Annotated in this window: 23 protein-coding genes; 17 read left to right on the plus strand and 6 right to left on the minus strand. The window is 56.8% G+C overall.

Going from position 1 to position 23663, the window contains the following annotated elements; all coding sequences use genetic code 11:
- The first annotated feature begins 16 nt into the window (after window positions 1–16).
- The 12 genes from pilM to trpS all read left to right on the plus strand — a co-directional run bounded on the left by pilM (window position 17) and on the right by trpS (window position 9998).
- Window positions 17–844 carry a type IV pilus biogenesis protein PilM gene (pilM, locus tag ACXKZG_RS01790; RefSeq protein ID WP_488875619.1) on the plus strand — a complete coding sequence of 276 codons (828 nt, stop codon included), beginning with the start codon at window positions 17–19 and terminating at the stop codon, window positions 842–844.
- Window positions 844–1383 carry a PilN domain-containing protein gene (locus tag ACXKZG_RS01795; RefSeq protein WP_013204197.1) on the plus strand — a complete coding sequence of 180 codons (540 nt, stop codon included), beginning with the start codon at window positions 844–846 and terminating at the stop codon, window positions 1381–1383. Before pilM ends, ACXKZG_RS01795 begins: the two co-directional genes overlap by 1 nt.
- Entirely contained in the window at window positions 1376–1876 is a 501-nt protein-coding gene (locus ACXKZG_RS01800; RefSeq protein ID WP_053141528.1) for a HofO family protein, read from the plus strand. Before ACXKZG_RS01795 ends, ACXKZG_RS01800 begins: the two co-directional genes overlap by 8 nt.
- Entirely contained in the window at window positions 1866–2264 is a 399-nt protein-coding gene (locus ACXKZG_RS01805; RefSeq protein WP_071822131.1) for a HofP DNA utilization family protein, read from the plus strand. Before ACXKZG_RS01800 ends, ACXKZG_RS01805 begins: the two co-directional genes overlap by 11 nt.
- Complete coding sequence (hofQ, locus tag ACXKZG_RS01810) at window positions 2203–3465, plus strand: DNA uptake porin HofQ (RefSeq protein WP_488875620.1); 1263 nt, start codon at window positions 2203–2205, stop codon at window positions 3463–3465. The genes ACXKZG_RS01805 and hofQ overlap by 62 nt, the downstream gene beginning before the upstream one ends.
- Before the next feature lie 386 nt (window positions 3466–3851).
- On the plus strand, window positions 3852–4373 hold the full coding sequence (gene aroK, locus ACXKZG_RS01815; protein ID WP_041692146.1) for a shikimate kinase AroK: 522 nt from the start codon (window positions 3852–3854) through the stop codon (window positions 4371–4373).
- Window positions 4374–4425: 52 nt separating this feature from the next.
- A complete protein-coding gene (aroB, locus tag ACXKZG_RS01820; protein WP_488875621.1) occupies window positions 4426–5514 on the plus strand; it encodes a 3-dehydroquinate synthase in 1089 nt (362 codons plus the stop codon).
- Between the two features lie 90 nt (window positions 5515–5604).
- Window positions 5605–6633, plus strand: a complete 1029-nt coding sequence (locus ACXKZG_RS01825) for an SPOR domain-containing protein (protein ID WP_134822908.1) — start codon at window positions 5605–5607, stop codon at window positions 6631–6633.
- Window positions 6634–6757: 124 nt separating this feature from the next.
- Complete coding sequence (dam, locus tag ACXKZG_RS01830) at window positions 6758–7576, plus strand: adenine-specific DNA-methyltransferase (protein WP_013204190.1); 819 nt, start codon at window positions 6758–6760, stop codon at window positions 7574–7576.
- Window positions 7577–7628: 52 nt separating this feature from the next.
- Complete coding sequence (rpe, locus tag ACXKZG_RS01835) at window positions 7629–8315, plus strand: ribulose-phosphate 3-epimerase (RefSeq protein ID WP_013204189.1); 687 nt, start codon at window positions 7629–7631, stop codon at window positions 8313–8315.
- The gene (locus ACXKZG_RS01840; protein WP_105760344.1) at window positions 8299–8976 is read left to right on the plus strand and encodes a phosphoglycolate phosphatase; all 678 of its coding nucleotides are present in this window, start codon (window positions 8299–8301) and stop codon (window positions 8974–8976) included. Before rpe ends, ACXKZG_RS01840 begins: the two co-directional genes overlap by 17 nt.
- Before the next feature lie 17 nt (window positions 8977–8993).
- A complete protein-coding gene (gene trpS / locus ACXKZG_RS01845; protein WP_013204187.1) occupies window positions 8994–9998 on the plus strand; it encodes a tryptophan--tRNA ligase in 1005 nt (334 codons plus the stop codon).
- Between the two features lie 57 nt (window positions 9999–10055).
- On the opposite strand, the gene cysG is transcribed toward trpS, so the two are convergent.
- The 3 genes from cysG to nirB all read right to left on the minus strand — a co-directional run bounded on the left by cysG (window position 10056) and on the right by nirB (window position 14353).
- On the minus strand, window positions 10056–11420 hold the full coding sequence (gene cysG / locus ACXKZG_RS01850) for a siroheme synthase CysG (RefSeq protein ID WP_488875622.1): 1365 nt from the start codon (window positions 11418–11420) through the stop codon (window positions 10056–10058).
- A gap of 75 nt (window positions 11421–11495) precedes the next feature.
- Window positions 11496–11822, minus strand: coding sequence for a nitrite reductase small subunit NirD (nirD, locus tag ACXKZG_RS01855; RefSeq protein WP_346568060.1), 327 nt, complete (start codon window positions 11820–11822; stop codon window positions 11496–11498).
- Window positions 11819–14353 (minus strand): nitrite reductase large subunit NirB, encoded by a 2535-nt coding sequence (gene nirB / locus ACXKZG_RS01860; RefSeq protein WP_488875623.1) that lies wholly within the window; start codon window positions 14351–14353, stop codon window positions 11819–11821. Before nirB ends, nirD begins: the two co-directional genes overlap by 4 nt.
- Before the next feature lie 248 nt (window positions 14354–14601).
- On the opposite strand from nirB, the gene ACXKZG_RS01865 reads away from it, so the two are divergent.
- Window positions 14602–15882, plus strand: coding sequence for a cytosine deaminase (locus ACXKZG_RS01865; RefSeq protein ID WP_488875624.1), 1281 nt, complete (start codon window positions 14602–14604; stop codon window positions 15880–15882).
- 61 nt (window positions 15883–15943) lie between these two features.
- On the opposite strand, the gene tsgA is transcribed toward ACXKZG_RS01865, so the two are convergent.
- Complete coding sequence (gene tsgA / locus ACXKZG_RS01870) at window positions 15944–17128, minus strand: MFS transporter TsgA (protein ID WP_134822903.1); 1185 nt, start codon at window positions 17126–17128, stop codon at window positions 15944–15946.
- Window positions 17129–17397: 269 nt separating this feature from the next.
- Here tsgA and ppiA point away from each other — a divergent pair, with 269 nt between their 5' ends.
- The 4 genes from ppiA to argD all read left to right on the plus strand — a co-directional run bounded on the left by ppiA (window position 17398) and on the right by argD (window position 20539).
- Entirely contained in the window at window positions 17398–17970 is a 573-nt protein-coding gene (ppiA, locus tag ACXKZG_RS01875; protein WP_013204179.1) for a peptidylprolyl isomerase A, read from the plus strand.
- A 97-nt stretch (window positions 17971–18067) separates the two neighbouring features.
- Window positions 18068–18628: a putative adenosine monophosphate-protein transferase Fic gene (locus tag ACXKZG_RS01880; RefSeq protein ID WP_488875625.1), complete on the plus strand. Its 561-nt coding sequence runs from the start codon at window positions 18068–18070 to the stop codon at window positions 18626–18628.
- A 33-nt stretch (window positions 18629–18661) separates the two neighbouring features.
- Complete coding sequence (locus tag ACXKZG_RS01885) at window positions 18662–19240, plus strand: aminodeoxychorismate synthase component II (protein ID WP_013204177.1); 579 nt, start codon at window positions 18662–18664, stop codon at window positions 19238–19240.
- A gap of 81 nt (window positions 19241–19321) precedes the next feature.
- A complete protein-coding gene (gene argD, locus ACXKZG_RS01890; RefSeq protein ID WP_013204176.1) occupies window positions 19322–20539 on the plus strand; it encodes a bifunctional acetylornithine/succinyldiaminopimelate transaminase in 1218 nt (405 codons plus the stop codon).
- A gap of 67 nt (window positions 20540–20606) precedes the next feature.
- On the opposite strand, the gene ACXKZG_RS01895 is transcribed toward argD, so the two are convergent.
- Together ACXKZG_RS01895 and crp are read right to left on the minus strand one after the other, a co-directional pair.
- Window positions 20607–22685, minus strand: coding sequence for a YccS/YhfK family putative transporter (locus ACXKZG_RS01895; RefSeq protein ID WP_134822900.1), 2079 nt, complete (start codon window positions 22683–22685; stop codon window positions 20607–20609).
- A gap of 58 nt (window positions 22686–22743) precedes the next feature.
- Window positions 22744–23376, minus strand: coding sequence for a cAMP-activated global transcriptional regulator CRP (gene crp / locus ACXKZG_RS01900; protein WP_005969523.1), 633 nt, complete (start codon window positions 23374–23376; stop codon window positions 22744–22746).
- Window positions 23377–23663: the final 287 nt, after the last annotated feature.

Below are 23663 nucleotides of genomic sequence, written 5' to 3' on the forward strand. Positions count from 1 at the left end.
TATGGAGATCGCGCGAATGGCATTTCAGACATGGCAAGTCGGCCTGGATATTCAAAACGGGCAACTCTGTGCCCTCGGCATCCAGCGCCGTCGGAACGGCTGGCAACTTCGCCACTGGTGGCAACATGCGTTGCCGCAAGATACGTTAGTTAACGGGCTGCTGCAACGTCCTGAGCCGGTGATCGCCGTGCTGCAAAACTGGCGCAGGCGGCTCCCTTACCGCATCTCGCTACGGGTGGGTTTTCCTCCGCAACTGGTGCTGCAGCGGCAGATCGAGCTGCCGGGCAGCCAATTGCGTGAACCAGAGCGTAGCAGGTACATCACCGCAGCGGCGAGGCGATTTTTCCCAATTGAACCGGAGACGCTGGCGCTGGATTACCGTGTGGAGGCCGACGCCGGCAAAGCGCTCTATCTGACCGCAGCCCGTCAGGATGCGCTGCAGAGCTGGCTGCACTGCCTTCATCAGGCCAGACTCAACCCCCAAGTTCTGGAGCTGTCGCCCGCGGCACTGCACGCCCTTTCAACCACGTTACCGCTTAACCCGTCGGCCGCGCTGGTTCACCGTTTGCAGGATCACTGGCTGTGGTATTGCCCATTTGCGGGCAGGCCTCGCTGGGGCTGGAGTTCAGTGCAGGATGCGCCAGATTTTGCCGCGTTACAGCAGAGGCAGTTAGCGGACGTTGACGCATTTTATTACAGCTCGTACCAAAAGGAACCGCTGCCGGAGCGCGCGCAGGGGTTGGATCCTTTTGCCGCATTTGCCCTGAAGCAGCCGCCGTTACCCACGCTCAGTGGCGCTTTTTCGCTGGCTGCCGGACTGGCGCTTCGTCCAGGAGATGCCTGATGGTTTGGGTCAATCTGTTGCCCTGGCGGGCACTCAAACTGAAAAGGGCGCGTCAGCGTTGGGCATGGGTGCTGGGTGTGCTGGTGCTGACACTGATCGCCGCCGGAATGCCAACGGTCGGGACGCGGGCGCTTAACCAGCAATACCAACGTCTGGACAGCTTTATTCAGGGTGCCAGCCAGCGGCTGGAAGAGCAGACCCGGCAGATGTCGGCACTCACGCTGGAAAAAGAGGGCCTGCAACGCCAGCTTGCGGCGCGCCAGCAGCGTCAACATCGCCTTGATCGCTGGCGAAGCTTTGCCCTGAGTCTGCCCGAGGTGATGCCAGACACGCTGTGGCTGAGCGCCATGGCTAAAAACGCCACCAGCCTGACGCTCTCAGGAGTCTGCCAGGGAATAAGCGATCTGGAGACGTTTCGCCTGCAGCTGCAAACGCTGGCATTGGCCGCGCAGGTAAAAACCGGGCAGCTGAGTCGAGGCCCACAAGGCAGGCTGGCCTTTAACCTGTTGGTGACGCTTGCAGGAGAAGAAGATGAATAGCGCCTGGTCTCGCTGGCTGAGTTTACCGGTCTGGGTGCAGGGCTCGCTGCTGTGCATGGCCGTCTGTGCTTCTGCACTGTGCGTTTGGCATCTTTGGGCCGCACCGGCCGACCAGCAGGCGATAAAGCTGCTGGCTCAGCATCGGCTGCAAAGCAGTCGGTATCAGCTTCTTGTGCAACGTCTGATGGCGTCGGGATCCTTTGTCAGTGCCAGGGAGGAAATCGCGCAACTTCAGCAGGCGCTGCAGCCTGAGCAGAAAACAGCCTTCTCTTTACTGACGTTGACCCAGATTTCTGGTGGCGAGTTGGCAGACTGGCAACCCAGCCGCCAGGGAGGAAGCCTGACGTTGGATGTTAGCTGGCCGCAGGTGGAAAGCCTGTTCGGCTATCTGAGCACGCTGCCCGCCGGCGTGACGCTATCAAGCTTCACCCTCAAGCCTGAACACGCGCAGCTGCGTTTCCATCTGACGCTGGCCCTGAATCATGAAGACTGAACGCGGAAACCTCTGTAGGGCCATCGTTAGCCTGTTGTTGCTGGTGGCTGCGGACAGTCAGGCCGGTCGCGATCCCTTTCAGCCGTTGGTGAGTGAATGCGAGCAACATCCGATGCCTTTTCACTGGCAGCTGAAAGGCATCATTGGCCAGGCTGACGATTTCCATGCCTGGCTGATGGCGAAAAAAGGCAAGTGGATCCAGCTTACTCAGGGCCAACAGCTTAACCAGCGCTGGCAGTTGCAGGAGATCACCGCGTTGAGCATTACCGTGGCGGATCTGAACGGGTGTGAGCCAGCGTTTAAAAGGAACCTAAAAGGGAGCATTTATGAAAAGGATAGTTTGTCTGCTGATGCTGATGGGCGTACTGACGCCGTTAAAGGCCAATGAACGACCGGTCTCGCTGGCCTTTGACGATGCGCCGGTGGGGCAGGTACTGCAGGCGCTGGCAGACTGGCAGAACCTGAATTTGATGGTGGCGCCAGAAGTGCAGGGTACGCTTTCTCTCAGGCTGACGAACGTTCCCTGGCAACAGGCGCTTCAGCTGGTGGCCCGCATGGCTCAACTCAGTGTCGAAACCGAAGACAGTATTTTACTGGTGTGGCCGGAAAGCCGGGCGCTGGAACAGCAACGCAAGGAAGCGCTGGAACAGGAGCATCAGCGTGAGAAGGCCGAGAAAGAACAGCTGCTGATAACCGAAGTGCTGACGTTGGCCCACGCGGATGCCAGCATCGTTAACAGCAGTTTGCAGTTGGAGCGTGCACGACTGATGAGTGAGCGCGGCAGTGTTACCGTCGATGCCCGAACCAACAGTTTACTGCTGCGTGACACGCGCCCAGCGTTGGATGCCACCCGACGTTGGGTACAGGCGCTGGATGTGCCGTTGGAACAAATCGAGCTGGCGGCCCATATCGTCACCATCAACGAGGAGAGCCTGAGAGAGTTGGGCGTTCGTTGGGGCACCACCAGCGATGAGCAAATCACACAGGCGTTGCGCACCAGTCAGTTTACCGTCTCTCTGCCTGTTGCGGATGCCGCCCTGACGGCGGGCTTTACGCTGGCCCGACTGGACGGAAAATTGCTCGATCTGGAGCTTAGCGCGCTGGAACAGGAAAATAAGCTGGAAATTATCGCCAGCCCGCGTCTGTTTACTTCCCATCAGCAACCCGCCAGCATCAAACAGGGCACCGAAATCCCTTATGAAGTATCCAGCGGCACCAGCGGCACCACCACGGTGGAGTTTAAGGAGGCGGTGCTGGGCATGGAGGTGACGCCAGTGGTTCAGGCTAACGGCCGGATTTTATTGAAGTTACAGCTAACGCAAAACGTGCCTGGCCGAACCATGCGCAGCGGCGAGGGCGAATATCTGGCCATCGACAAACAGGAAATCCAGACGCAGGTGACGTTGAAAGACGGCCAGACGCTGGCCCTGGGCGGCATCTTTCAGCGTTCCACCGCCAGCGGCCAACGCAAAGTTCCGCTGATTGGCGATATTCCGATACTGGGGTCGCTGTTTCGCTATGATATTAATGAACAAAAAAGGCGAGAATTGGTGATCTTCATCACGCCACGACTGATTCGTGATGAGTAATGCTTTTTTTAGTCCAAACTGAGTAACCGGGTGCTTTTTTCCGGCCTTGAAGGCATATGGGTTTGACGCAAGGGCGGAATTAGCTTACAAGGTTTAGCGATTTTGATTTATGGGCCACAGTTTGGCTCCGAAGAATACACAGAACCCGTTTTTTATCGTGCGCAACCGGCGTAGCCGATGCAATGACATCGGGGTGATAAATGAAGCGGACTGAAACGCGCCAGATAGCGCGCAATGGGCAAGGTCAATTTAAACGGTTGCCAAAACACCTTCAGTGTTGAGATAATTTTGTTCTGACTCTCGCACAACGCTCATGAGGTTTCAGTTCATGTCCTGTCCGGTTGGACGGGGTATCATTAACGAATTGTCGTAGTAATACCGAAAAAATGGCAGAGAAACGCAATATCTTTCTGGTTGGGCCTATGGGTGCCGGCAAAAGCACTATTGGGCGTCAGTTAGCTCAGCAACTCAATATGGAATTTTTCGATTCCGATCAAGAAATTGAGCGACGTACCGGAGCGGATGTGGGTTGGGTGTTCGACGTCGAAGGCGAAGAAGGCTTCCGCGATCGCGAAGAAAAAATCATCAACGAACTCACTGAGAAGCAAGGCATTGTGCTGGCGACCGGTGGCGGTTCCGTTAAATCACGTGAAACCCGTAACCGTCTTTCGGCTCGCGGCGTAGTGGTGTATCTGGAAACCACCATTGAGAAGCAGCTTGCCCGCACTCAGCGCGATAAAAAGCGTCCTCTGCTGCAGGTGGAATCTCCACCGCGCGAGGTGCTGGAAGCGCTGGCCGCAGAACGCAATCCGCTCTACGAAGAGATCGCTGACGTGACGATCCGTACCGACGACCAGAGTGCGAAAGTGGTCGCGAATCAGATCATCAACATGTTGGAAAAGAGCTGAGTCCAGCTCTGACCGCCTGCGGGCCAAAGTAATAAAAAGGTGATAACGCTTCATGGAGAAGATTACCGTCACTTTGGGGGAGAGAAGTTACCCCATTACCATCGCTGCCGGACTGTTTACCGATCCGGCTTCTTTTTGGCCGCTTAAGGCGGGCGATCGGGCCATGCTGGTGACAAACCAGACGCTGGCCCCTCTCTATCTCACGCCTGTGCGCCAGCTGCTGGAAGGCGCTGGTGTGGAGGTTGACCAGGTGATCCTTCCCGACGGCGAGCAGTATAAAACGCTGGCGGTCATGGATCAGGTCTTTACCGCTCTTCTCGAAAAACCTCACGGTCGTGACACTACCCTTATCGCGTTAGGCGGTGGGGTTATTGGCGATCTGACCGGGTTTGCCGCCGCCAGCTATCAACGTGGCGTGCGCTTTATTCAGGTTCCTACCACATTGCTGTCGCAGGTTGACTCCTCTGTGGGAGGCAAAACGGCGGTTAACCATCCGCTGGGCAAGAACATGATCGGCGCGTTCTATCAGCCCGCTTCGGTGGTGATTGATATTGACTGCCTGAAAAGCCTGCCGCCACGCGAGTTAGCGTCTGGCCTGGCTGAAGTGATCAAATACGGCATTATTCTCGACGCTGAGTTTTTCGACTGGCTGGAAGCGAATATCGATGCCCTGCTGGCCCTTGATGGCAACGCGCTGGCGTACTGTATCCGCCGCTGTTGCGAGCTGAAAGCCGACGTGGTGGCCGCAGATGAACATGAATTAGGGCAACGCGCGCTGTTGAATCTCGGCCATACCTACGGCCACGCGATCGAAGCCCATATGGGCTACGGTAACTGGCTGCACGGTGAAGCCGTCGCTGCCGGCATGGTCATGGCTGCCCGCACGGCCGAGCGTCTGGGGCAATTCTCTGCTGACGATACCGACCGGATCATCCGGTTGCTCAAACGTGCAGGTCTGCCGGTCACCGGCCCGGAATCGATGGCGGCTGAAGCGTATTTGCCGCATATGATGCGTGACAAGAAAGTACTGGCTGGAAAACTTCGTCTGGTGTTACCTCTCGCTATCGGCCAGTCCGAAGTGCGCAGCGGCGTGGCCCATGATACGGTGCTGGCTGCGATCAACGACTGCCTGCCAGTCTGAAGCTGTTACATCGGGCTTGTGCCCAACGATCAAGTTATCCGCCGCTCAGAGGATGTTGAGTGGCGTCGCTGCTCTACTGTAGGAGGTTGAATGGACGAGTTTAAACCGGAAGACGAGTTAAAACCTGACACCAGTGATCGCCGCCCGCAGCGATCCCGCAAGACGTCTTCTGCCCCTAAAGTCCCGGTATCCCGCCAGCATATGATGATGGGCGTCGGTATTCTGGTGCTGCTGCTTTTGGTGATTGGTATCGGCTCCGCGCTGAACTCGCCGGGTGACAGCAACGGAAGCCAGACGGCTGAGAAGCCAGCTGCGCCAACCGGTACTGCGGCTACAACACCTGCACAGTCCGGCAGCGATAAAAATATCGATCTTTCTGGTTCCTCATCAATGAGCGGCCAGTCTGGATCCCAGCCTGCGCCTGATACCACCGCGGCAAACCCGCCGGCGACCAGCAATGGCCCGCAGGAACTCAGCGCACCGCCAATCTCTTCCACGCCAACTCAGGCTGCACCGGTTCAAACCCCGGCTAATCAGCAGCGCGTTGAGCTGCCGGGCGATCTGAATAATGCCCTGAGCAATCAGCAAGGTCAGGTCGATGCCGCCGCACAGGGTGCGCAGGATTCCGGCAGCTCATTGCCTACCGCACCGGCAACCGTTGCGCCGGGTGGCAATACGCCGCCTGCAACCGCAGCTAAGCCCGCCGCCAGCCAGCCACGTCATCCGACTCAGCATCAGGCTCCGGCAACTGCCCACAAGCCAGCCACGGCTAAACCTGCTGCAAAAGAGACTAAGCACGCTGCCACCACGCCAGCCGCGCGTAGCGCCTCTGAGCCGTCAAAAGCCTCTAGCTCAACGCCGGGTGGCAGCTATACGCTGCAGCTGAGCAGCGCCTCGCGTTCAGATACCCTGAATGCCTGGGCGAAGAAACAAAACCTGAGCAGCTACCACGTGTATAAAACCGCACGTAACGGTCAGCCATGGTATGTGCTGGTCAGCGGCTCGTATGCCACGCCAGCAGATGCGAAGCGCGCCGTAGCCTCGCTGCCTGCTGAGGTTCGTGCACAAAACCCATGGGTGAAGCCAGTCAGCCAGGTGAAGAAAGAGTCCACTGAATAGAGGTCAGGCGAGCCTGATTTACTGATGAAACTGTTAGCCCTCTTCGGAGGGCTAACTATTCAAAGCGCAGATAGGTTGTTGTTGTCATCGCAGCCAGAAAAATAAGTGTAATAAAAACGACGGCATGAAAAAAAATCGCGCTTTTTTAAAATGGGCGGGTGGCAAATACCCGCTGCTTGAAGATATCCATCGTCATCTGCCGGAAGGCGACTGTCTGATAGAGCCTTTTGTCGGGGCCGGATCGGTGTTTCTTAACACTGAATTTCCAAGTTACCTGCTGGCGGATATCAACAGCGACCTGATTAACCTCTACAACATCGTTAAAACCCGCGTCAGCGAGTTCACCACCGATGCCCGCGAGCTGTTTACCAGTGAAACCAACGACGCCGAGTTCTACTACGCTCGTCGTGCTGAGTTTAATCGCTGTGAGGATCCTTACCGCCGTGGCCTGCTGTTTTTGTATCTCAACCGCCATTGCTACAATGGGTTGTGTCGCTACAACCTGAGCGGTGAGTTCAACGTGCCTTTTGGCCGTTACCGCAAACCCTATTTCCCGGAGGACGAGCTGTACTGGTTCTCTGAACGTTCACAAAACGCCACCTTTGTCTGTGAATCGTACGATGTTACCCTGAGCCGTGCACATAAAGGGGCGGTGGTCTATTGCGATCCCCCGTATGCACCGCTGTCAGCGACGGCGAACTTTACCGCTTACCACACCAACAGTTTCAGCCTGCTGCAACAACAGCATCTGGCGCAACTTGCGGAGAAGCTGTCGATGGAGAGCCACATTCCGGTGCTGATCTCCAATCACGATACCCCGCTGACCCGCGAATGGTATCAGGCGGCAAAGCTGCATCAAATTAAAGCGCGGCGTTCGATCAGTCGCAACAGTAACGGACGTAATCAGGTGGATGAACTGCTGGCGTTGTTCGCCGGGAGTTAGCCCTCAACTGCGGTACGTGCCTGTTGTCAGGCGCGCTAATTGGGAGAAATGGATGAAACAGTTTTTACTTGCCCCATCAATTCTGTCTGCGGATTTTGCCCGTCTGGGTGAAGACACAGCAAAAGCGCTGGCCGCCGGTGGCGATGTCGTGCATTTCGATGTGATGGACAATCACTACGTTCCCAATCTGACCATGGGGCCAATGGTACTGAAAGCGCTGCGCGACTACGGTATTACCGCGCCGATTGATGTGCACCTGATGGTGAAGCCGGTCGATCGTCTGATCCCGGACTTTGCTAAAGCCGGTGCCAGCTACATCACTTTCCACCCGGAAGCCTCCGAGCATGTCGACCGCTCGCTGCAGCTGATTAAAGAGCACGGCTGTAAAGCCGGTCTGGTGTTCAATCCGGCCACCTCGCTCAGCTACCTGGATTACGTGATGGACAAGGTGGATGTCATTCTGCTGATGTCAGTCAATCCGGGCTTCGGCGGTCAATCCTTTATTCCCGGCACCCTCGATAAGCTGCGCCAGGTTCGCAAGCTGATCGACCAGAGCGGTTATGACATTCGCCTGGAAGTGGATGGCGGCGTGAAGGTTGAAAACATCGCTGAGATTGCCGATGCGGGCGCAGATATGTTTGTTGCCGGTTCAGCGATCTTTGGCAAAGCGGATTACAAAAAAGTGATCGACGATATGCGCACCGAACTGGAGAAATCACGCCATGGCTCATTTCACTAAGGTTCGCGCATTGGCTTTCGACCTGGACGGTACGCTGATTGACAGTGCGCCAGGTCTGGCCAGCGCGGTCGATGCGGCATTAACGGCACTCAGCTTACCGGCCGCAGGCGTTGAACGCGTCTCCACCTGGATCGGTAACGGTGCGGATATCCTGATTGAACGCGCGCTGACCTGGGCGTTAGGCCATCAGCCGGAAGACGATCTGATCCGCGATGCGCGCGTGCTGCTGGATACCCATTACGCCACCACCATCGAAAGCGGCAGCAAGCTGTTTCCGGGCGTGAAGGAAGGGCTGGCGGCACTGGCAGCGAAAGGCCTGCCAATGGCAGTGGTGACCAACAAACCGACGCCTTTCGTCGCGCCGTTGTTATCTTCACTGGGCATTGCAGACTACTTCTCGCTGATTATCGGCGGTGATGATGTGGTGGCGAAAAAACCGCATCCGGCACCGCTGTTTCTGGTGTTAGGCACGTTCGGCCTGTTGCAGGAGGAGCTGGTGTTTGTCGGTGATTCCCGCAATGATATTCTGGCGGCTCAGGCTGCCGGTTGTCCCTCAATCGGGATGACGTTTGGCTATAACTACGGTGAGCCGATTGCCACCAGCCAGCCTACCGTTGTACTGGACCATTTTAACGATTTGTTGCCCGCACTCGGGCTGTAATTATCAGGACGAAAAACATGAGCAAACCCATCGTATTTAGCGGCGCACAGCCTTCCGGCGAACTGACCATCGGTAACTATATGGGTGCGCTGCGTCAGTGGGTCAGCATGCAGGATAGCCATGACTGCATCTACTGTATTGTCGACTTACATGCGATCACCGTGCGCCAGGATCCGACCGCACTGCGTAAAGCGACGCTGGATACGCTGGCCCTTTACCTGGCGTGCGGCATCGACCCTGAAAAAAGCACCATCTTTGTTCAGTCGCATGTGCCTGAACATACTCAGCTGAGCTGGATCCTTAACTGCTACACCTATTTCGGCGAACTGAGCCGCATGACGCAGTTCAAGGACAAATCGACGCGCTACGAAGAGAACATCAACGCCGGTCTGTTTGACTATCCGGTGCTGATGGCGGCCGATATCCTGCTGTACCAGACCACGCAGGTGCCGGTAGGCGAAGACCAGAAGCAGCATCTGGAACTGAGCCGTGACGTGGCGTCACGCTTTAACGCGCTGTATGGCGATATCTTTAAGGTGCCAGAGCCGTTTATCCCGAAATCAGGCGCGCGCGTGATGTCGCTGCTTGAGCCGACTAAGAAGATGTCCAAATCTGACGATAACCGTAATAACGTCATCGGCCTGCTGGAAGATCCAAAAGCGGTAGTGAAGAAGATCAAGCGCGCGATGACCGATGGCGATGAGCCGCCGGTGGTACGTTATGACGTGAAGAATAAGGCGGGCGTGTCTAACCTGCTGGATATCCTGTCTGGCGTGACCGGCACCAGTATTCCTGAGCTGGAGCAGCAGTTTGAAGGCCAGATGTATGGTCATTTGAAAGGCGCGGTTGCCGAAGCCGTTTCCGGCATGCTGACCGATCTGCAAGAGCGTTATTACCGCTTCCGTAATGATGAAGCGCTGCTGGATCAGATTATGCGTGATGGCGCGGCGAAAGCCCGTTCGCAGGCGCAGGTGACGCTGAAAAAAGTCTACGAAGCCATCGGCTTTGTTGCGCAGCCGTAACGGCCGTTGAATAAACCAGAAGCGGACGTTTTCGCTTCTGGTTTATCTTTCCATTCCTCAGAACCAACGCAATTTTTCCCGCAAGGCCACCACCCGGCCAACAATAATCAATGACGGGCTGCTGACTTCTGCTGCCAAACTTGCCAGCTGCTGTAACGTGCCGCTGACCACCCGTTGCTGGGGCGACGTACCTCTTTCTACCAGCGCCACCGGCATATCGGCCGCCATGCCGTGAGCCAGCAGCTGCGTCTGGATCTCTCCCGCCTGTGACAGTCCCATATAGAACACCAGCGTTTGCTGCTCCGCCGCCAGGTTTTGCCAGTCGAGCGTGCCATTCGCCTGCAGATGGCCGGTGACCAGTCTGACGCTTTGCGCATGATCGCGGTGCGTCAGCGGAATGCCGCTGTACGCTGAACAACCCGATGCGGCGGTGATGCCAGGCACCACGGAGAAGGGGATCTTTGCATCCAGCAGCGCCTCCAGTTCTTCCGCGCCGCGGCCAAAGATGAAGGGATCGCCGCCTTTCAGGCGCACCACCCGTTTGCCCTGTTGCGCCTGTTCCAGCAGAAGCTGATTAATGCTTTCCTGCGACACGCAGTGGAAACCGGCCCGCTTGCCAACAAAGATGCGCTCCGCATCGCGGCGCACCAGCTCGAGGATCGCGTCGGACACCAGGCGATCGTACACCACCACATCAGCCTGCTGGATCTGCTGCAGGCCTTTCAGCGTCAGCAGCCCGGCATCGCCAGGTCCTGCGCCAACCAGCACCACTTCACCGCGGCTCTCCAGCGGTTCCGCAAACAGCGCTTCGGTCAGCTGCGCAACCTGGTCGGTTTGTTGATTGGCCAGCGACTGTGCCAGCCGATCGTGATGAAACACTTTTTCCCAAAACCGTCTGCGTTGACCCATCTCGACGAACTGATTTTTAACCCGCTGGCGTAGAGAACCGGCATAGGCGGCGATTTTCCCCAGATGCTGAGGCAACAGCGCCTCTATTTTTTCCCGCAGCAGTCGGGCCATCACCGGCGCACGGCCGCCGCTGGAGATGGCAACAATCAACGGCGAGCGGTCAACGATGGACGGCATAATGACGCTGGCCTGTTGCGGGGCATCGACGAGGTTACAGAACACCTGTCGTGCCTCGGCGCAGTCGCCCACCTGCTGATTCGCCGCATCGTCGTCGGTGGCGGCGATCGCCAGCCAGCAACCGTCGAGCATCTCCGCGCGGAAGGTGCCCTCAATCAAGGTGACCTTGCCTTCCTGCTGCCAGAGCCGGAACTGCGGGGAGAAATGGGTTGCACAGACTGTCAGGTCGGCTCCGGTTTTCAGCAGCATTCGCGCTTTACGTTCGGCAATGTCACCGCCGCCGACTAACAGACAGGCTCTGTTACGCAGCTGACAAAACAGGGGAAGATAGTCCATACAACGCTCACCAGTCAGAAAGAAAAGGGCCGCCAGAACGCGGCCGGTGCGGGATTTTTACATATCAGTCGGGGATCAAACAGCAATCTCTACCTGACCGTCACGGACGCGGGCAGGGTAGCTGGCGATGGAACGGCTTTCGTCTTCCATACAGAGGCCATCATGCAGACGGAAACGCTGCTTTTTCAACGGGCTGGCGACCCAAAGCGCCTGCTGATGCTCGCCGATTAATCCGCGCGACAGAACGCTGGCCCCGGCAAAGGGATCGATATTGCTCAGCGCATACACCGTTTCATCGGCGCGGGGGCGGAAAATCGCCAGCTGTTGATTGTTCACCCACGCACACACGCCGGTGGCGGGCAGGATGCTGTCCAGAGAACAGACCGGATGCCAGTGACTCATGATTGCTCCTCCATCAGAACAACAGGGATGCGCTCCTCCGGCCGTGCCGGGCGATGCTGCTCGCGTTCGCCGATGACCTGTACCAGCGGGTCGCGCCGTGAATCGTTAATAAAGTGGGCGAAGCGCGCGTGCTGACGCGGATCGTCCACGGTCTCTTTCCACTCGCAGACAAATCGCGCGCGCAGTCTGGCGAGTTCGGCTTCCAGCTGCGCATTGAGCGCCAGCGAGTCGTCAATGATCACCCGTTTCAGGTAGTCGATGCCGCCTTCCAGACTCTCCAGCCACAGCGAGGTGCGCTGCAACTTATCGGCCGTGCGGATGTAAAATATCATCAGGCGGTCGAGATAACGGATTAGCGTTTCCTTATCCAGGTCGGCTGCCAGCAAATCCGCATGGCGCGGCTTCATGCCGCCGTTCCCGGCGACATACAGATTCCAGCCTTTCTCGGTGGCGATAATCCCGACGTCTTTGCCCTGGGCTTCGGCACATTCGCGTGTGCAGCCTGAGACACCGAACTTCATCTTGTGTGGCGTGCGGATGCCCTTGTAGCGGTTTTCCAGCTCGACGCCCAGGCTGACGCTGTCGCCGACGCCAAAGCGGCACCAGCTGCTGCCCACGCAGGTTTTGGCCATGCGCAGCGCTTTGGCATAGGCGTGACCGGTTTCGAAGCCGGCGGCAATCAGCTGTGACCAGATCGCCGGCAGGTCATCCTTCTGCGCGCCAAACAGGCCAATGCGCTGGGAGCCGGTGATTTTGGTGTAGAGGTTGTAGCGGCGGCCAATGTCGCCAATGGCCATCAGCCCTTCCGGGGTGATCTCTCCGCCGGCGGATCGTGGGATCACCGAGTAGGTGCCATCTTTCTGAATATTGCCGAGGAAGATATCGTTACTGTCCTGCAGTGAGGTGTGCTCAGGCTTTAATACGTATTCATTCCAGCAGGAAGCCAGCAGCGAGCCGACGGTCGGTTTACAGACCTCGCAGCCGTAGCCTTTACCGTATTTCGCCAGCAGCGCATCAAAGGTTTTGATCTCTTCAATACGGATCAGGTGATACAGCTCCTGGCGCGAATAGCTGAAATGCTCGCAAAGGTGATGATTCACCTCGATGCCCTGACGGCTGAGTTCGGCATTCAGCACCTGGGTCATTAACGGCACGCAGCCGCCGCAGCCCGTTCCGGCTTTGGTTTCTGCTTTCAGGGCAGCCACGGTATGGCACCCGCCCTGAATGGCGCTGACCAGATCGCCTTTGGTGACATCGAAACAGGAGCAAATCTGCGCGCTGTCCGGCAGCGAGTCGACGCCGATTGAGGGTTTGCTCCCGGCATGGGCCGGCAGGATCAGGGCATCCGGATTCTCAGGCAGTTCGATGGCATTGAGCATCAGCTGCAGCAGGTTGCCGTAATCGCTGGTGTCGCCCACCAGCACCGCACCGAGCAGCCGCCTGTTATCCTCGCTGACCACCAGCCGCTTATAGATTTCCTTGCTCTCATCCAGATAAACATAGCTCCGTGAACCCGGCGTGCGGCCATGCGCATCGCCAATGCCGCCCACATCCACACCCAGCAGTTTGAGCTTGGCACTCATATCTGCGCCAGCGAACAGGTTGTCGTTGCCCAACAGATGATCGCAGGTGACCTGCGCCATTTTGTAGCCCGGCGCAACCAGCCCATAGATGCGGCCCTGCCAGGCGGCACATTCGCCGATGGCATAGATATCGCCATCAGAGCTGAGGCAGTGGTCATCAATCAGCACGCCGCCACGCGGGCCGAGGGCAAGCTCGCTCTGTCTGGCGAGGGTATCCTGCGGGCGAATACCGGTAGAGAAGACGATAAAGTCGATGTCCAGCGCGCTGTCGTCGGCAAACTGCATGCGTTTGCCGCCTTCCGGGCGGTCGGTGATGCGTTGGGTGTTTTTACCGGTGTGAACCTTCACCCCCATCCGTTCGATTTTCTGCTGCAGCTGCGCGCCACCAAGGGGATCCAGCTGTTCCGCCATCAGCACCGGAGCAAACTCCACGACATGGGTTTCGATGCCGAGATTTTTCAGCGCGCCAGCCGCTTCCAGCCCCAGCAATCCGCCGCCCACCACCGCACCGCGCGTGCTGCGGCGTGCGCAGGCTTCAATCGCGTTGAGGTCTTCAATGGTGCGGTAAACAAAGCAGTCCTGACCGTCCGCGCCGTTGATCGGCGGCACCCACGGATAGGAGCCGGTGGCGATCACCAGCTTGTCATAGTGTACGGCGCGACCGCTGCTGGAAATGATTACCTTCTCCTGCCGGTTCAGGGTGATGGCCCGTTCGCCAATCAGCACCTCCACGTTATTTTTCAGGTAGAGGTCGTTGCGGACCAGCGATAATTCTTCCGCGGTATGATGGGAAAAATAGGCGGAAAGGTGTACGCGGTCGTAGGCCACGCGAGGCTCTTCGCAAAAAACGGTGATGGCAAACTGGCCGGGCGTCGCCTTTTCCAGCAGTTCTTCAATCAGCCGGTGGCCTACCATGCCGTTGCCAATGATGACGAGTCGGGTGCTCATATTTGCCTCACAATGCAATGTAATGCCGCTACAATAGCGCGCCCGACCTCCGACTTATTGATGTACATCAAAGCGCTTTTTAAATACTCCTTTATGGGTATGCTGCTGATTTTCTGGCTTTTATTGTAAGTATTGGAATTTGCAGAACTTCAGCTGAAACGCATCAGCCGGTGACTGACAATCTGCCGTGCAGCCCGCGTAAACAATGTTATGGTTAAAGAAGAGATCACTGACCCTCAGGAGCGTGTATGCAGGCTGTTAATTTGAAATGGATTACGCATGTTCGTTTGCCGGCGCGGGAAGGCCTTTGGCAAATTGAGATCGACGCCGGCAGGATCGTGCAGATTTCCCCGCAGACGCAGAATCCTCCCACGGTGGATGCGCTGGATGCGGAAGGAGGATTAGCCTTTCCGCCATTTATCGAGCCGCATATTCACCTGGATACCACGCAGACCGCGGGCGAACCGGCCTGGAATGCGTCGGGAACGCTGTTCGAGGGCATTGAGCGCTGGGCGGAACGCAAGGCGCTGCTGAGCCACGACGATGTTAAGCAGCGGGCAAAACAGACGCTGAAATGGCAAATTGCCAACGGCATTCAGCACGTACGCACCCATGTTGATGTGTCCGACCCCACGCTGACCGCGCTGAAGGCGATGCTGGAAGTGAAGGCCGAGATGGCGCCGTGGGTCGATATTCAGCTGGTGGCGTTCCCCCAGGAAGGCATTCTCTCTTATCCAAATGGCGAAGCGTTATTGGAAGAGGCGCTGAAGCTCGGAGCGGATGTGGTTGGCGCGATCCCGCATTTCGAATTCACCCGTGAATATGGCGTGGAGTCGCTGCATAAAACCTTCGCGCTGGCGCAGAAGTACCAGCGGATGATCGATGTGCATTGCGATGAAATCGATGATGAGCAATCCCGTTTCGTCGAGACGGTCGCCGCGCTGGCGCTGTGCGAGAAAATGGGCGAACGCGTCACCGCCAGCCACACCACGGCAATGCACTCCTATAACGGCGCCTATACCTCGCGGCTGTTCCGCCTGCTGAAGCTCTCCGGCATCAACTTTGTCGCCAATCCGCTGGTCAATATTCACCTGCAGGGGCGGTTTGATACTTACCCTAAACGCCGGGGCATTACGCGGGTGAAAGAGATGCTCGACGCGGAGATCAACGTCTGCTTTGGCCACGATGATGTGTTCGATCCCTGGTATCCGTTAGGCACGGCAAATATGCTGCAGGTGCTGCATATGGGGCTGCACGTCTGCCAGCTGATGGGTTACGGCCAGATTGATGCCGGCATTAATCTGATCACCCATCACAGCGCCAAAACCATGAACCTGACGGATTACGGACTCGAGGCAGGTAACAGCGCCAACCTGATTATTTTGCCGGCGGAGAATGGTTTTGATGCCGTGCGTCGTCAGGTGCCGGTGCGCTACTCGATTCGTCAGGGAAGGGTGATTGCAGAGACCCGGCCTGCCGAAACCACCATTCATCTGCAGGAAAGCGAGCCGGTGGATTTCAGGCGCTGAGCCTTTCCCGCAGGCAATAAAAAAGGCCGGTTTCCCGGCCTTTCGTTGATCTGTGTGGTGCTTAGTGCGCGGACATATGGCCAGGCAGCTTATGCTTGCTGACGAAGCCCAGCAGCAGACACATCACGAACACCACGGCATACAGACCGTTTGCTGTTAACAGCGCCGCATGTGCGCCGCCTTTCTCAACAATCGGCCCGGTCACCACGAAGGTCAGCATGGTGCCGACGGTGCCGCAGGTCAGGATAAAGTTGACCAGCTTCGGCGAGGAGACTTTGGTCTGCAGCGAGCCGAGGGTGATGATGGTGGTGTAAATCGCGCTGGAGCAGAAGCCCAGGCTGATCATGATCCACTTCAGCATCGACGCGTCGGTCGAGGTGACAAACCAGTACATCAGTGCGGTCGCCAGCAGGGCCAGCACGGTGACAATGCGCTGCGGATCGAAGAAACGCAGGATGGCGCTGAATGCCCACATGCCGATCATGTACGAGGTCCAGAAGTTACCGACCAGACCGCCAGCCTGACTGATATCCATGCCCATGGTTTTGGTGGCGTACAGCGGTACCCAGCCAATAAAGCCAAGCTGGCCCAGGATATAACAGAGGGCAGCAACGGCGAGCAGCAGCACGCCAACACCCCATTTCTCTTTCTCACCCTGCGGCTGGTTTGGGGCTTTCTTGCCGAGCACCGGGAACTCAAAGCACAGCGCCAGCACAAAGATCGCTACGTAGATCACGCCGATACAGGCATACACCCAGTACCACGGCAGCGATCGTGCGAGGATGGCGGCGGCAATAATCGGGAAAATCGTTCCGGCCATGCTGAAGAAGGAGTCGGTAAAAAGCAGGCGCGAACCGCGCTGACGGCCTTCGTACAGATGGGTGATCAGGAAGGTGCCGATCGACATGGTAATGCCGCTGACCACACCCAACACAAACATGCACAGAGAGAAGACGCTCAGACTGTGGCTGTTCATCAGCCCCAGCACCGCCAACACCATCAGCACAAAACCAAAGATCAGCTGGCGCTTCAGCGGAATAATTTCCATCAGCCAGGCATTCAGAAACACCGCAGCGAGGATACCGGCGTTCAGGAAGGTAAAGGTATTACTCATCTGGGCAACAGGTAACTGGAAATAGTCAGCAATATTTTCCAGCACCATCCCGGTCACAATAACCACTGCGCCGGTAAGCGCATAAGAGAAGAAGCTGATCCAGGTAAGCCCGATGCGATCGCGATTAGTCATAATTGGAAACCTGTGAGTCAAAGGGAGTGTGGAGCAGGACGCCCACGGTAAGCGTCGGAAGTGTAACGATAATCGTGATCAGCTTAAATAATTAATGAAACATTTGTTTTCATATTCATGAATAACGTGAGCAAGCTCACGCTTTGTCGGCTCTCGCAAGCGATTGCCCGGACAGGTTTCGACGTAAATATAGGTAAAACGCTGGCGCACGGGTAAGCGCCTCTTTACAATCAGTTTTCTTGCCTGTAGCCCTTTGTAAGGAATCTTTCATGTTAAAACGTACTTTGACAGCGGTTGCGACCGTTCTCGCGCTGTCCTCGATCTCCGTATCTGCTCTGGCAGCCAAGGGAGACACGCATGTGATGTTGACCACCTCCGCTGGCAACATTGAGCTGGAACTCAACAATCAGAAAGCACCGATCTCCACCAAGAACTTCGTTGATTACGTCAACAGTGGTTTTTATAACAACACCACTTTCCACCGCGTGATCCCCGGCTTTATGGTGCAGGGCGGCGGCTTTACTGCGGATATGCAGCAGAAGCCGACCAACGCGCCGATTAAAAACGAAGCCGACAATGGCCTGCTGAACAAGCGCGGCACCATTTCAATGGCCCGTACCGCGGACAAGGACAGTGCCACCAGCCAGTTCTTCCTCAACGTCGCGGACAACGCTTTCCTCGACCATGGCCAGCGTGATTTTGGCTATGCGGTGTTCGGTAAGATTGTGAAAGGCCAGGACGTGGCGGATAAAATCTCCCAGGTTCAGTCGCAGAACGTCGGTCCTTACCAGAATGTTCCGGTGAAACCGGTGGTGATCCTCTCCGCAAAAGTACTGCCTTAATCTCCCGATGGGTGATTGCTGCTTATACTGAGTGCAGGCATCTTGCACGCGGCCGCCCGGCCGCATTAAGCAGCAATCACTTCGTCATGGAGGCAGCATGTCCAAAAAAGTCACCGAGAAACAAAAACACAGCCTTTGGCAGCAACGACTGGAGGCCAATTTCCTCGCCAGTTTTCAGTTAGACGGCACCGCCTTCGATCCCGGCCCTGCTCATCCCGGACTTCCCCATTTGCGGGCGCTTCACCATGCGTTATTTCAGGATGTCCTTGAGGATGCGGGCGAACTGCGCCGCGTTGATATCCAGTTGGGCGATACGCCGTGCTGCCATTTCGAATATATCGAGAAAGAAGGCAATGCGCTGATGCAGTCGCTTGAAGATGAGAATGGCCTGGCCGATTTGCCGCTGGAAACGCTGACCGAACGTCTGGCGTGGTATTACTGCGAACTCACGGTGCTGCATCCGTTCCTGCACGGCAATGGGCGCGCTCAGCGACTGCTGTTTGAGCAGGTGATCATTCAGGCCGGGTTTGATATTCAGTGGAAGAATATGGATGCGGAAAGCTGGCAGGCCGCGAACCAGGCGAGTCTGGACGGGGATCTCAGCTTCCTGACCGCCGCGTTTGGCAAAGTGGTAAGCGAACGGCCGGAAAGTGCGTAGAATAGCGCCGTCCTGATCCCGCCCGGAGCCACCATGCTACTGCTTATCGACAACTACGACTCATTTACCTGGAACCTTTACCAGTACTTTTGCGAGCTGGGCGCCGAGGTTGAAGTCCACAGGAATGATCGGATCACCCTTGAGCAGATCGCGGCGCTACAGCCCGAACATTTGGTGATTTCTCCGGGGCCCTGCACGCCTGACGACGCGGGGATTTCTCTGTCGGCTATCCGCGCCTTCGCCGGAAAGCTGCCGATTCTGGGCGTCTGCCTGGGGCATCAGGCGATTGCCCAGGCGTTTGGCGCGCGCGTGGTGCGGGCGCGCGAAGTGATGCACGGGAAAGTCTCCGCCATTGAACACAACGATGGCGGCGTGTTTGCCGGGCTGAATCATCCGCTCACCGTCACCCGCTACCATTCGTTGATTGTGGAAAACGGCTCGCTGCCCGATGATTTTGAAATCACCGCCTGGACCCTCGCAGACGGGCAACCGGACGAGATTATGGGCTTCCGCCATCGCCATTTGCCGCTGCAGGGCGTGCAGTTCCATCCGGAAAGTATCCTTAGCGAGCAAGGGCATCAGCTGCTGGCGAATTTTCTCGCGCGTAAATAAATTGCCTTTGAGTGATTTATTATGCATATTTTATGATTATAATTTCACTTTCCTGCAACGTTACAAATGATGAGGTAGTCAATGGCAGCGGATAAATTAGCGGTAACGCGGGCGACATTTGATGAAGTGATATTGCCTGTTTATGCACCAGCGCAGTTTGTGCCAGTGAAAGGCAAAGGGAGCCGTGTCTGGGATCAGCAGGGCAAAGAGTACATCGATTTTTCCGGTGGGATTGCGGTCACCGCGCTGGGACATTGCCATCCGGTGCTGGTGGAAGCGTTAAAAACGCAGGGTGAAACCCTCTGGCACACCAGCAATGTGTTCACTAACGAACCCGCACTGCGCCTTGCCAGCAAGCTGATCGCCGCCACCTTCGCCGAGCGCGTGTTCTTCGCAAACTCCGGTGCTGAAGCCAATGAAGCCGCCTTCAAGCTGGCCCGCTATTACGCCTCTAAACGCCATTCGCCGTACAAAAGCAAAATCATCGCTTTCCACAACGGCTTCCATGGCCGCACGCTGTTTACCGTTTCTGTCGGTGGCCAGCCGAAATATTCTGACGGCTTTGGCCCGAAACCTGCCGATATCGTGCATGTGCCGTTCAATGACCTGGATGCGGTCAAAGCGGTCATTGACGATCACACCTGCGCCATCGTGGTTGAGCCGATTCAGGGTGAAGGCGGCGTGATGCCCGCGACCGTTGAATTTATGCAGGGGCTGCGCAAACTCTGTGACGAACATCAGGCGTTGCTGGTACTGGATGAGGTGCAGAGCGGTATGGGTCGCAGCGGCAAGCTGTTCGCCTATGAGCATTACGGCGTGACGCCCGATATCCTCAGCACCGCGAAAGCGCTGGGCGGCGGTTTCCCGGTCAGTGCGATGCTGACCACCAACGAAATTGCCTCCACCATGTCGCCAGGCGTGCACGGCACCACCTACGGCGGAAATCCGCTGGCCTGTGCCATTGCCGAAGCCGCGCTGGATATCATCAATACCGAAGCGGTGTTGAGCGGGGTGGAAACGCGTCGTGAGCAGTTTGTCACCGCGCTGAAAGCGCTGGACGCGAAGCTGGATCTCTTCAGCGACATTCGCGGTAAAGGGTTGCTGATTGGTGCGGCGCTGAAGCCACAACATGCGGGCAAAGCGCGCGATATTCTGAATGCCGCCGCCGCTGAAGGGGTGATGATCCTGAATGCCGGTACCGATGTGATCCGCTTTGCGCCCTCGCTGGTGATTGAGCCGACCGACATTGAAGAAGGCATGGCGCGCTTCGCCAAAGCCGTCGAAAAAGTCCTGTCTTAACCGACAAAAACGGGAGCTGAGTGGCTCAGCTCCCGATCCGCGCCTGCCGTTCTCCGCACCATTCTGCTTACGTCGACTTCCTTAACCGTCGGGACAACCAGCGCCCATGATGCGGCCGCGCGCTCCACGCCAGTGACGAGATGGTGTGCATCACGCTGAGGTGCCCCAGGATCCGCTTCACATGCCTTTCCAGGATGGTCACCGGCCCCTGATTCAACTCCATCTGCGTATCCAGCACGTTCGCTTCTGAGCTCGGCCCGTCATACTCCAGCCGCTGTTGGCAACGCTGCAACGCAACCTCACAGGCCTGCAGATAACGCTCCGCCAGCGACGAGGTCAGCATGGTGTGTTCCCGCGCCAGCGTGGTCATGGCATTGATATGCTCGACGATAAACTGGCTGTGCGTCACCCACAGTTTCATATCCGCCAGATAGCTGGGATCAAAGCCTGGCTCCTGCATCGACTGATTGAGCGAGTTGAACAGGGCGTTGTGCGCCTGATTAACGCGGATACGCTGATAGGCCAGCTTTACCGGGTCCTGTTCATTCCCCAGCAATAACCGCAGCGCATCCTGATAGGTTTCCAGCGCGTCATGCGCATTCTGCCGCAGCAACCCGCTTTGCCATTGCGGCCACAACCAGATGGTACCGCCGAAGGCAATCAGGCAACCCATCAGCGTATCCAGTAAACGCGGCAGCAGGAAGTCTGCGCCGTTAAGCGAGAGCAGCTGCAACGAATACACGGCGGTGACCGTAAAGCCAATCATCGCAAAGCCGTAGAATTTACGGATAAACAGGTAGCTGATAAGGGTGATGGCTAACATCACCAGCAGCACGATGGATTCGGGTGCCTGCAGGCGCAAGGTCACCGCGGCAATCACCAGCCCGGCCAGCGTGCCCAGCGCACGGTGCTGGATGCGGACGCGGGTTGCGCTGTAACCGTTCTGGCTGACAAACATGACCGTCATCAGGATCCAGTAGGGTTTGGGCAGATTAAAGAACAGCGCCAGCGAACTGGCAAAGGTGAGCATCACCGCGAAGCGGGCGGCGGTGCGCAAGGCGGCCGATTTCAGCGACAAATAGCTTCTGATGGCCGGCAGCAGCGGCAGTCGGCGCTGCCGGTCAGCCATCAAATCGCGCTGATAAAGGGGACGCTGGGTACGCAGCACCCGACCAATGCGGCTGAAGTGGTAATAGCAGAAGGTGCCCACCGGGTTATCCGGATTCTGCCGTGAGATCTTCTCCAGCGCCTGAAGCTGCTTATCCATGGTGAAGCGCTCGGGCAGCTTGTGGTAGAGGATATCGTCGGCCAGTTCACGCAGCCTGGCAGCGATGGTCTGCGCGTTCCAGCGGATCACCGCTTCGGCATGGCTTTGCTCCACCAGCTTTTGTACTTCTTCCGGCTGATGCAGGCTGACGGAGATGTGCTCCTGCAAATCCAGCGCGATTTGAAACGCGCGGGTCAGCCGCTTGTGGTGATTGTTGTTGGTGGCTGACAGCATATGCATCTGCTGATAGCAGGTGGTGATCAGGTCGACCGCTTTTTGCTGGCGCGCCAGCAGCGGAGGCAGGGCTTTCTCCGGATCGGTGAGTTTGGTCAGCAGGGTGTATTTCGCTTCGCAGTAACCCGCCAGCTCGCGATAGAGCAGGCTTAAGGTTTCCCGCAGCGGCTGCTCTTTCCACAGCCAGAACCAGACCCAGTTGAACACGCCGTACCAGATGGTGCCGAGCACGTAGAGCATCGGCGGTTCCCACACCGGCATGCGTCCTGCCAGGCTAAGGGTGAAGATTGCGGCTATCAGCGAGCCGGGCAGCAGGCGGCCATGCAGCGGGCTGATTTCACCGGTGACGCCCAGCAGCATCGCCATCGAAAACAGGATCACGGGCAGGGGAACGTGGTGACCGGCAAGATACTGGATCAGGAAACTGCTGAAGGCGAACAGGCTTCCGCCAACGATCAGGCGTTTGAAAAAGCGCTTATGAGGAGTATCAAGGCCAGCGAGGTTGCAACAGGCAGGGACTAAGGAAAACAGCAACCCTTTTTGCAAGTCGCCCAGTAGCCATCCCATCGCTACCGGTAAACAGAGCACCAGCGTCTGGCGCAATGCGTAGTTGATCTCCGGGTGATAAATCAGTCGACGCCACATCACTCCACACCAAATAAAAAGGCGCAACACCAGGTGTTGCGCCGTGGATCAGAGCCGATTAGCGAGTGCCGTAGACAACGATAGTTTTACCGTGTGCCGAGATCAGGTTCTGATCTTCCAGCATCTTCAAAATGCGTCCCACTGTTTCACGAGAACAGCCAACGATTTGCCCAATTTCCTGGCGGGTGATCTTGATCTGCATCCCATCCGGGTGCGTCATGGCGTCCGGTTGTTTTGCCAGGTTCAGCAAGGTCTGCGCGATGCGACCCGTCACATCGAGGAAAGCTAAATTGCCCACTTTCTCAGAAGTGACCTGCAAGCGATTCGCCATCTGTGCAGACAGGCGCATCAGAATGTCAGGGTTAACCTGGATCAGCTGACGGAATTTTTTGTAAGAGATTTCAGCCACTTCACAGGCTGTCTTCGCGCGTACCCACGCGCTACGCTCCTGACCTTCTTCAAACAGGCCAAGCTCGCCAATAAAGTCGCCCTGATTGAGGTAAGACAGGATCATCTCTTTGCCTTCTTCATCCTTGATAAGCACCGCTACTGAACCTTTGACGATATAGTAGAGGGTTTCTGCCTTTTCACCCTGATGAATCAGCGTGCTCTTGGATGGATACTTATGAATATGGCAATGAGACAGGAACCATTCAAGTGTCGGGTCTGTTTGCGGTTTGCCGAGAACCATTCGCTGTTATCCTCTGTTGTAATCGTGCCTAAATACAGGGGCAGAGTTCCCTGCCAGGCGTTGAAATAGTCAAGCGTTTCCCATCAGGAAATTTATTCGGGCCTCTGTTAAAAGCCTGGCTCGTTATGCGATTCGTTTCGTCGTGCCTGTAGAGTACTGACGAAAATATTACAGCTTTGTTTGTAGCACAGCTTTCAACGAGTGTCTTGTGTTGTCTCGCTTCAGCATAGTGCGAAAATTGCCGCATTGCCGTTTTTCTGCCTAAAGCGTAATCTGGCGATAACTGA

It is taken from the genome of Erwinia sp. 2186 (assembly GCF_057812255.1).

Coding starts and splice junctions, on each gene's coding strand:
- ACXKZG_RS01885 (WP_013204177.1), top strand. CDS start 18,662: ATGCTACTGCTTATCGACAACTACGACTCATTTACCTGGAACCTTTAC.
- nirB (WP_488875623.1), bottom strand. CDS start 14,353: ATGAGCACCCGACTCGTCATCATTGGCAACGGCATGGTAGGCCACCGG.
- ACXKZG_RS01800 (WP_053141528.1), top strand. CDS start 1,376: ATGAATAGCGCCTGGTCTCGCTGGCTGAGTTTACCGGTCTGGGTGCAG.
- ACXKZG_RS01795 (WP_013204197.1), top strand. CDS start 844: ATGGTTTGGGTCAATCTGTTGCCCTGGCGGGCACTCAAACTGAAAAGG.
- hofQ (WP_488875620.1), top strand. CDS start 2,203: ATGAAAAGGATAGTTTGTCTGCTGATGCTGATGGGCGTACTGACGCCG.
- rpe (WP_013204189.1), top strand. CDS start 7,629: ATGAAACAGTTTTTACTTGCCCCATCAATTCTGTCTGCGGATTTTGCC.
- dam (WP_013204190.1), top strand. CDS start 6,758: ATGAAAAAAAATCGCGCTTTTTTAAAATGGGCGGGTGGCAAATACCCG.
- ACXKZG_RS01865 (WP_488875624.1), top strand. CDS start 14,602: ATGCAGGCTGTTAATTTGAAATGGATTACGCATGTTCGTTTGCCGGCG.
- aroB (WP_488875621.1), top strand. CDS start 4,426: ATGGAGAAGATTACCGTCACTTTGGGGGAGAGAAGTTACCCCATTACC.
- pilM (WP_488875619.1), top strand. CDS start 17: ATGGCATTTCAGACATGGCAAGTCGGCCTGGATATTCAAAACGGGCAA.
- aroK (WP_041692146.1), top strand. CDS start 3,852: ATGGCAGAGAAACGCAATATCTTTCTGGTTGGGCCTATGGGTGCCGGC.
- ACXKZG_RS01805 (WP_071822131.1), top strand. CDS start 1,866: ATGAAGACTGAACGCGGAAACCTCTGTAGGGCCATCGTTAGCCTGTTG.
- trpS (WP_013204187.1), top strand. CDS start 8,994: ATGAGCAAACCCATCGTATTTAGCGGCGCACAGCCTTCCGGCGAACTG.
- ACXKZG_RS01825 (WP_134822908.1), top strand. CDS start 5,605: ATGGACGAGTTTAAACCGGAAGACGAGTTAAAACCTGACACCAGTGAT.
- cysG (WP_488875622.1), bottom strand. CDS start 11,420: ATGGACTATCTTCCCCTGTTTTGTCAGCTGCGTAACAGAGCCTGTCTG.
- tsgA (WP_134822903.1), bottom strand. CDS start 17,128: ATGACTAATCGCGATCGCATCGGGCTTACCTGGATCAGCTTCTTCTCT.
- argD (WP_013204176.1), top strand. CDS start 19,322: ATGGCAGCGGATAAATTAGCGGTAACGCGGGCGACATTTGATGAAGTG.
- ACXKZG_RS01895 (WP_134822900.1), bottom strand. CDS start 22,685: ATGTGGCGTCGACTGATTTATCACCCGGAGATCAACTACGCATTGCGC.
- ACXKZG_RS01880 (WP_488875625.1), top strand. CDS start 18,068: ATGTCCAAAAAAGTCACCGAGAAACAAAAACACAGCCTTTGGCAGCAA.
- nirD (WP_346568060.1), bottom strand. CDS start 11,822: ATGAGTCACTGGCATCCGGTCTGTTCTCTGGACAGCATCCTGCCCGCC.
- ACXKZG_RS01840 (WP_105760344.1), top strand. CDS start 8,299: ATGGCTCATTTCACTAAGGTTCGCGCATTGGCTTTCGACCTGGACGGT.
- ppiA (WP_013204179.1), top strand. CDS start 17,398: ATGTTAAAACGTACTTTGACAGCGGTTGCGACCGTTCTCGCGCTGTCC.
- crp (WP_005969523.1), bottom strand. CDS start 23,376: ATGGTTCTCGGCAAACCGCAAACAGACCCGACACTTGAATGGTTCCTG.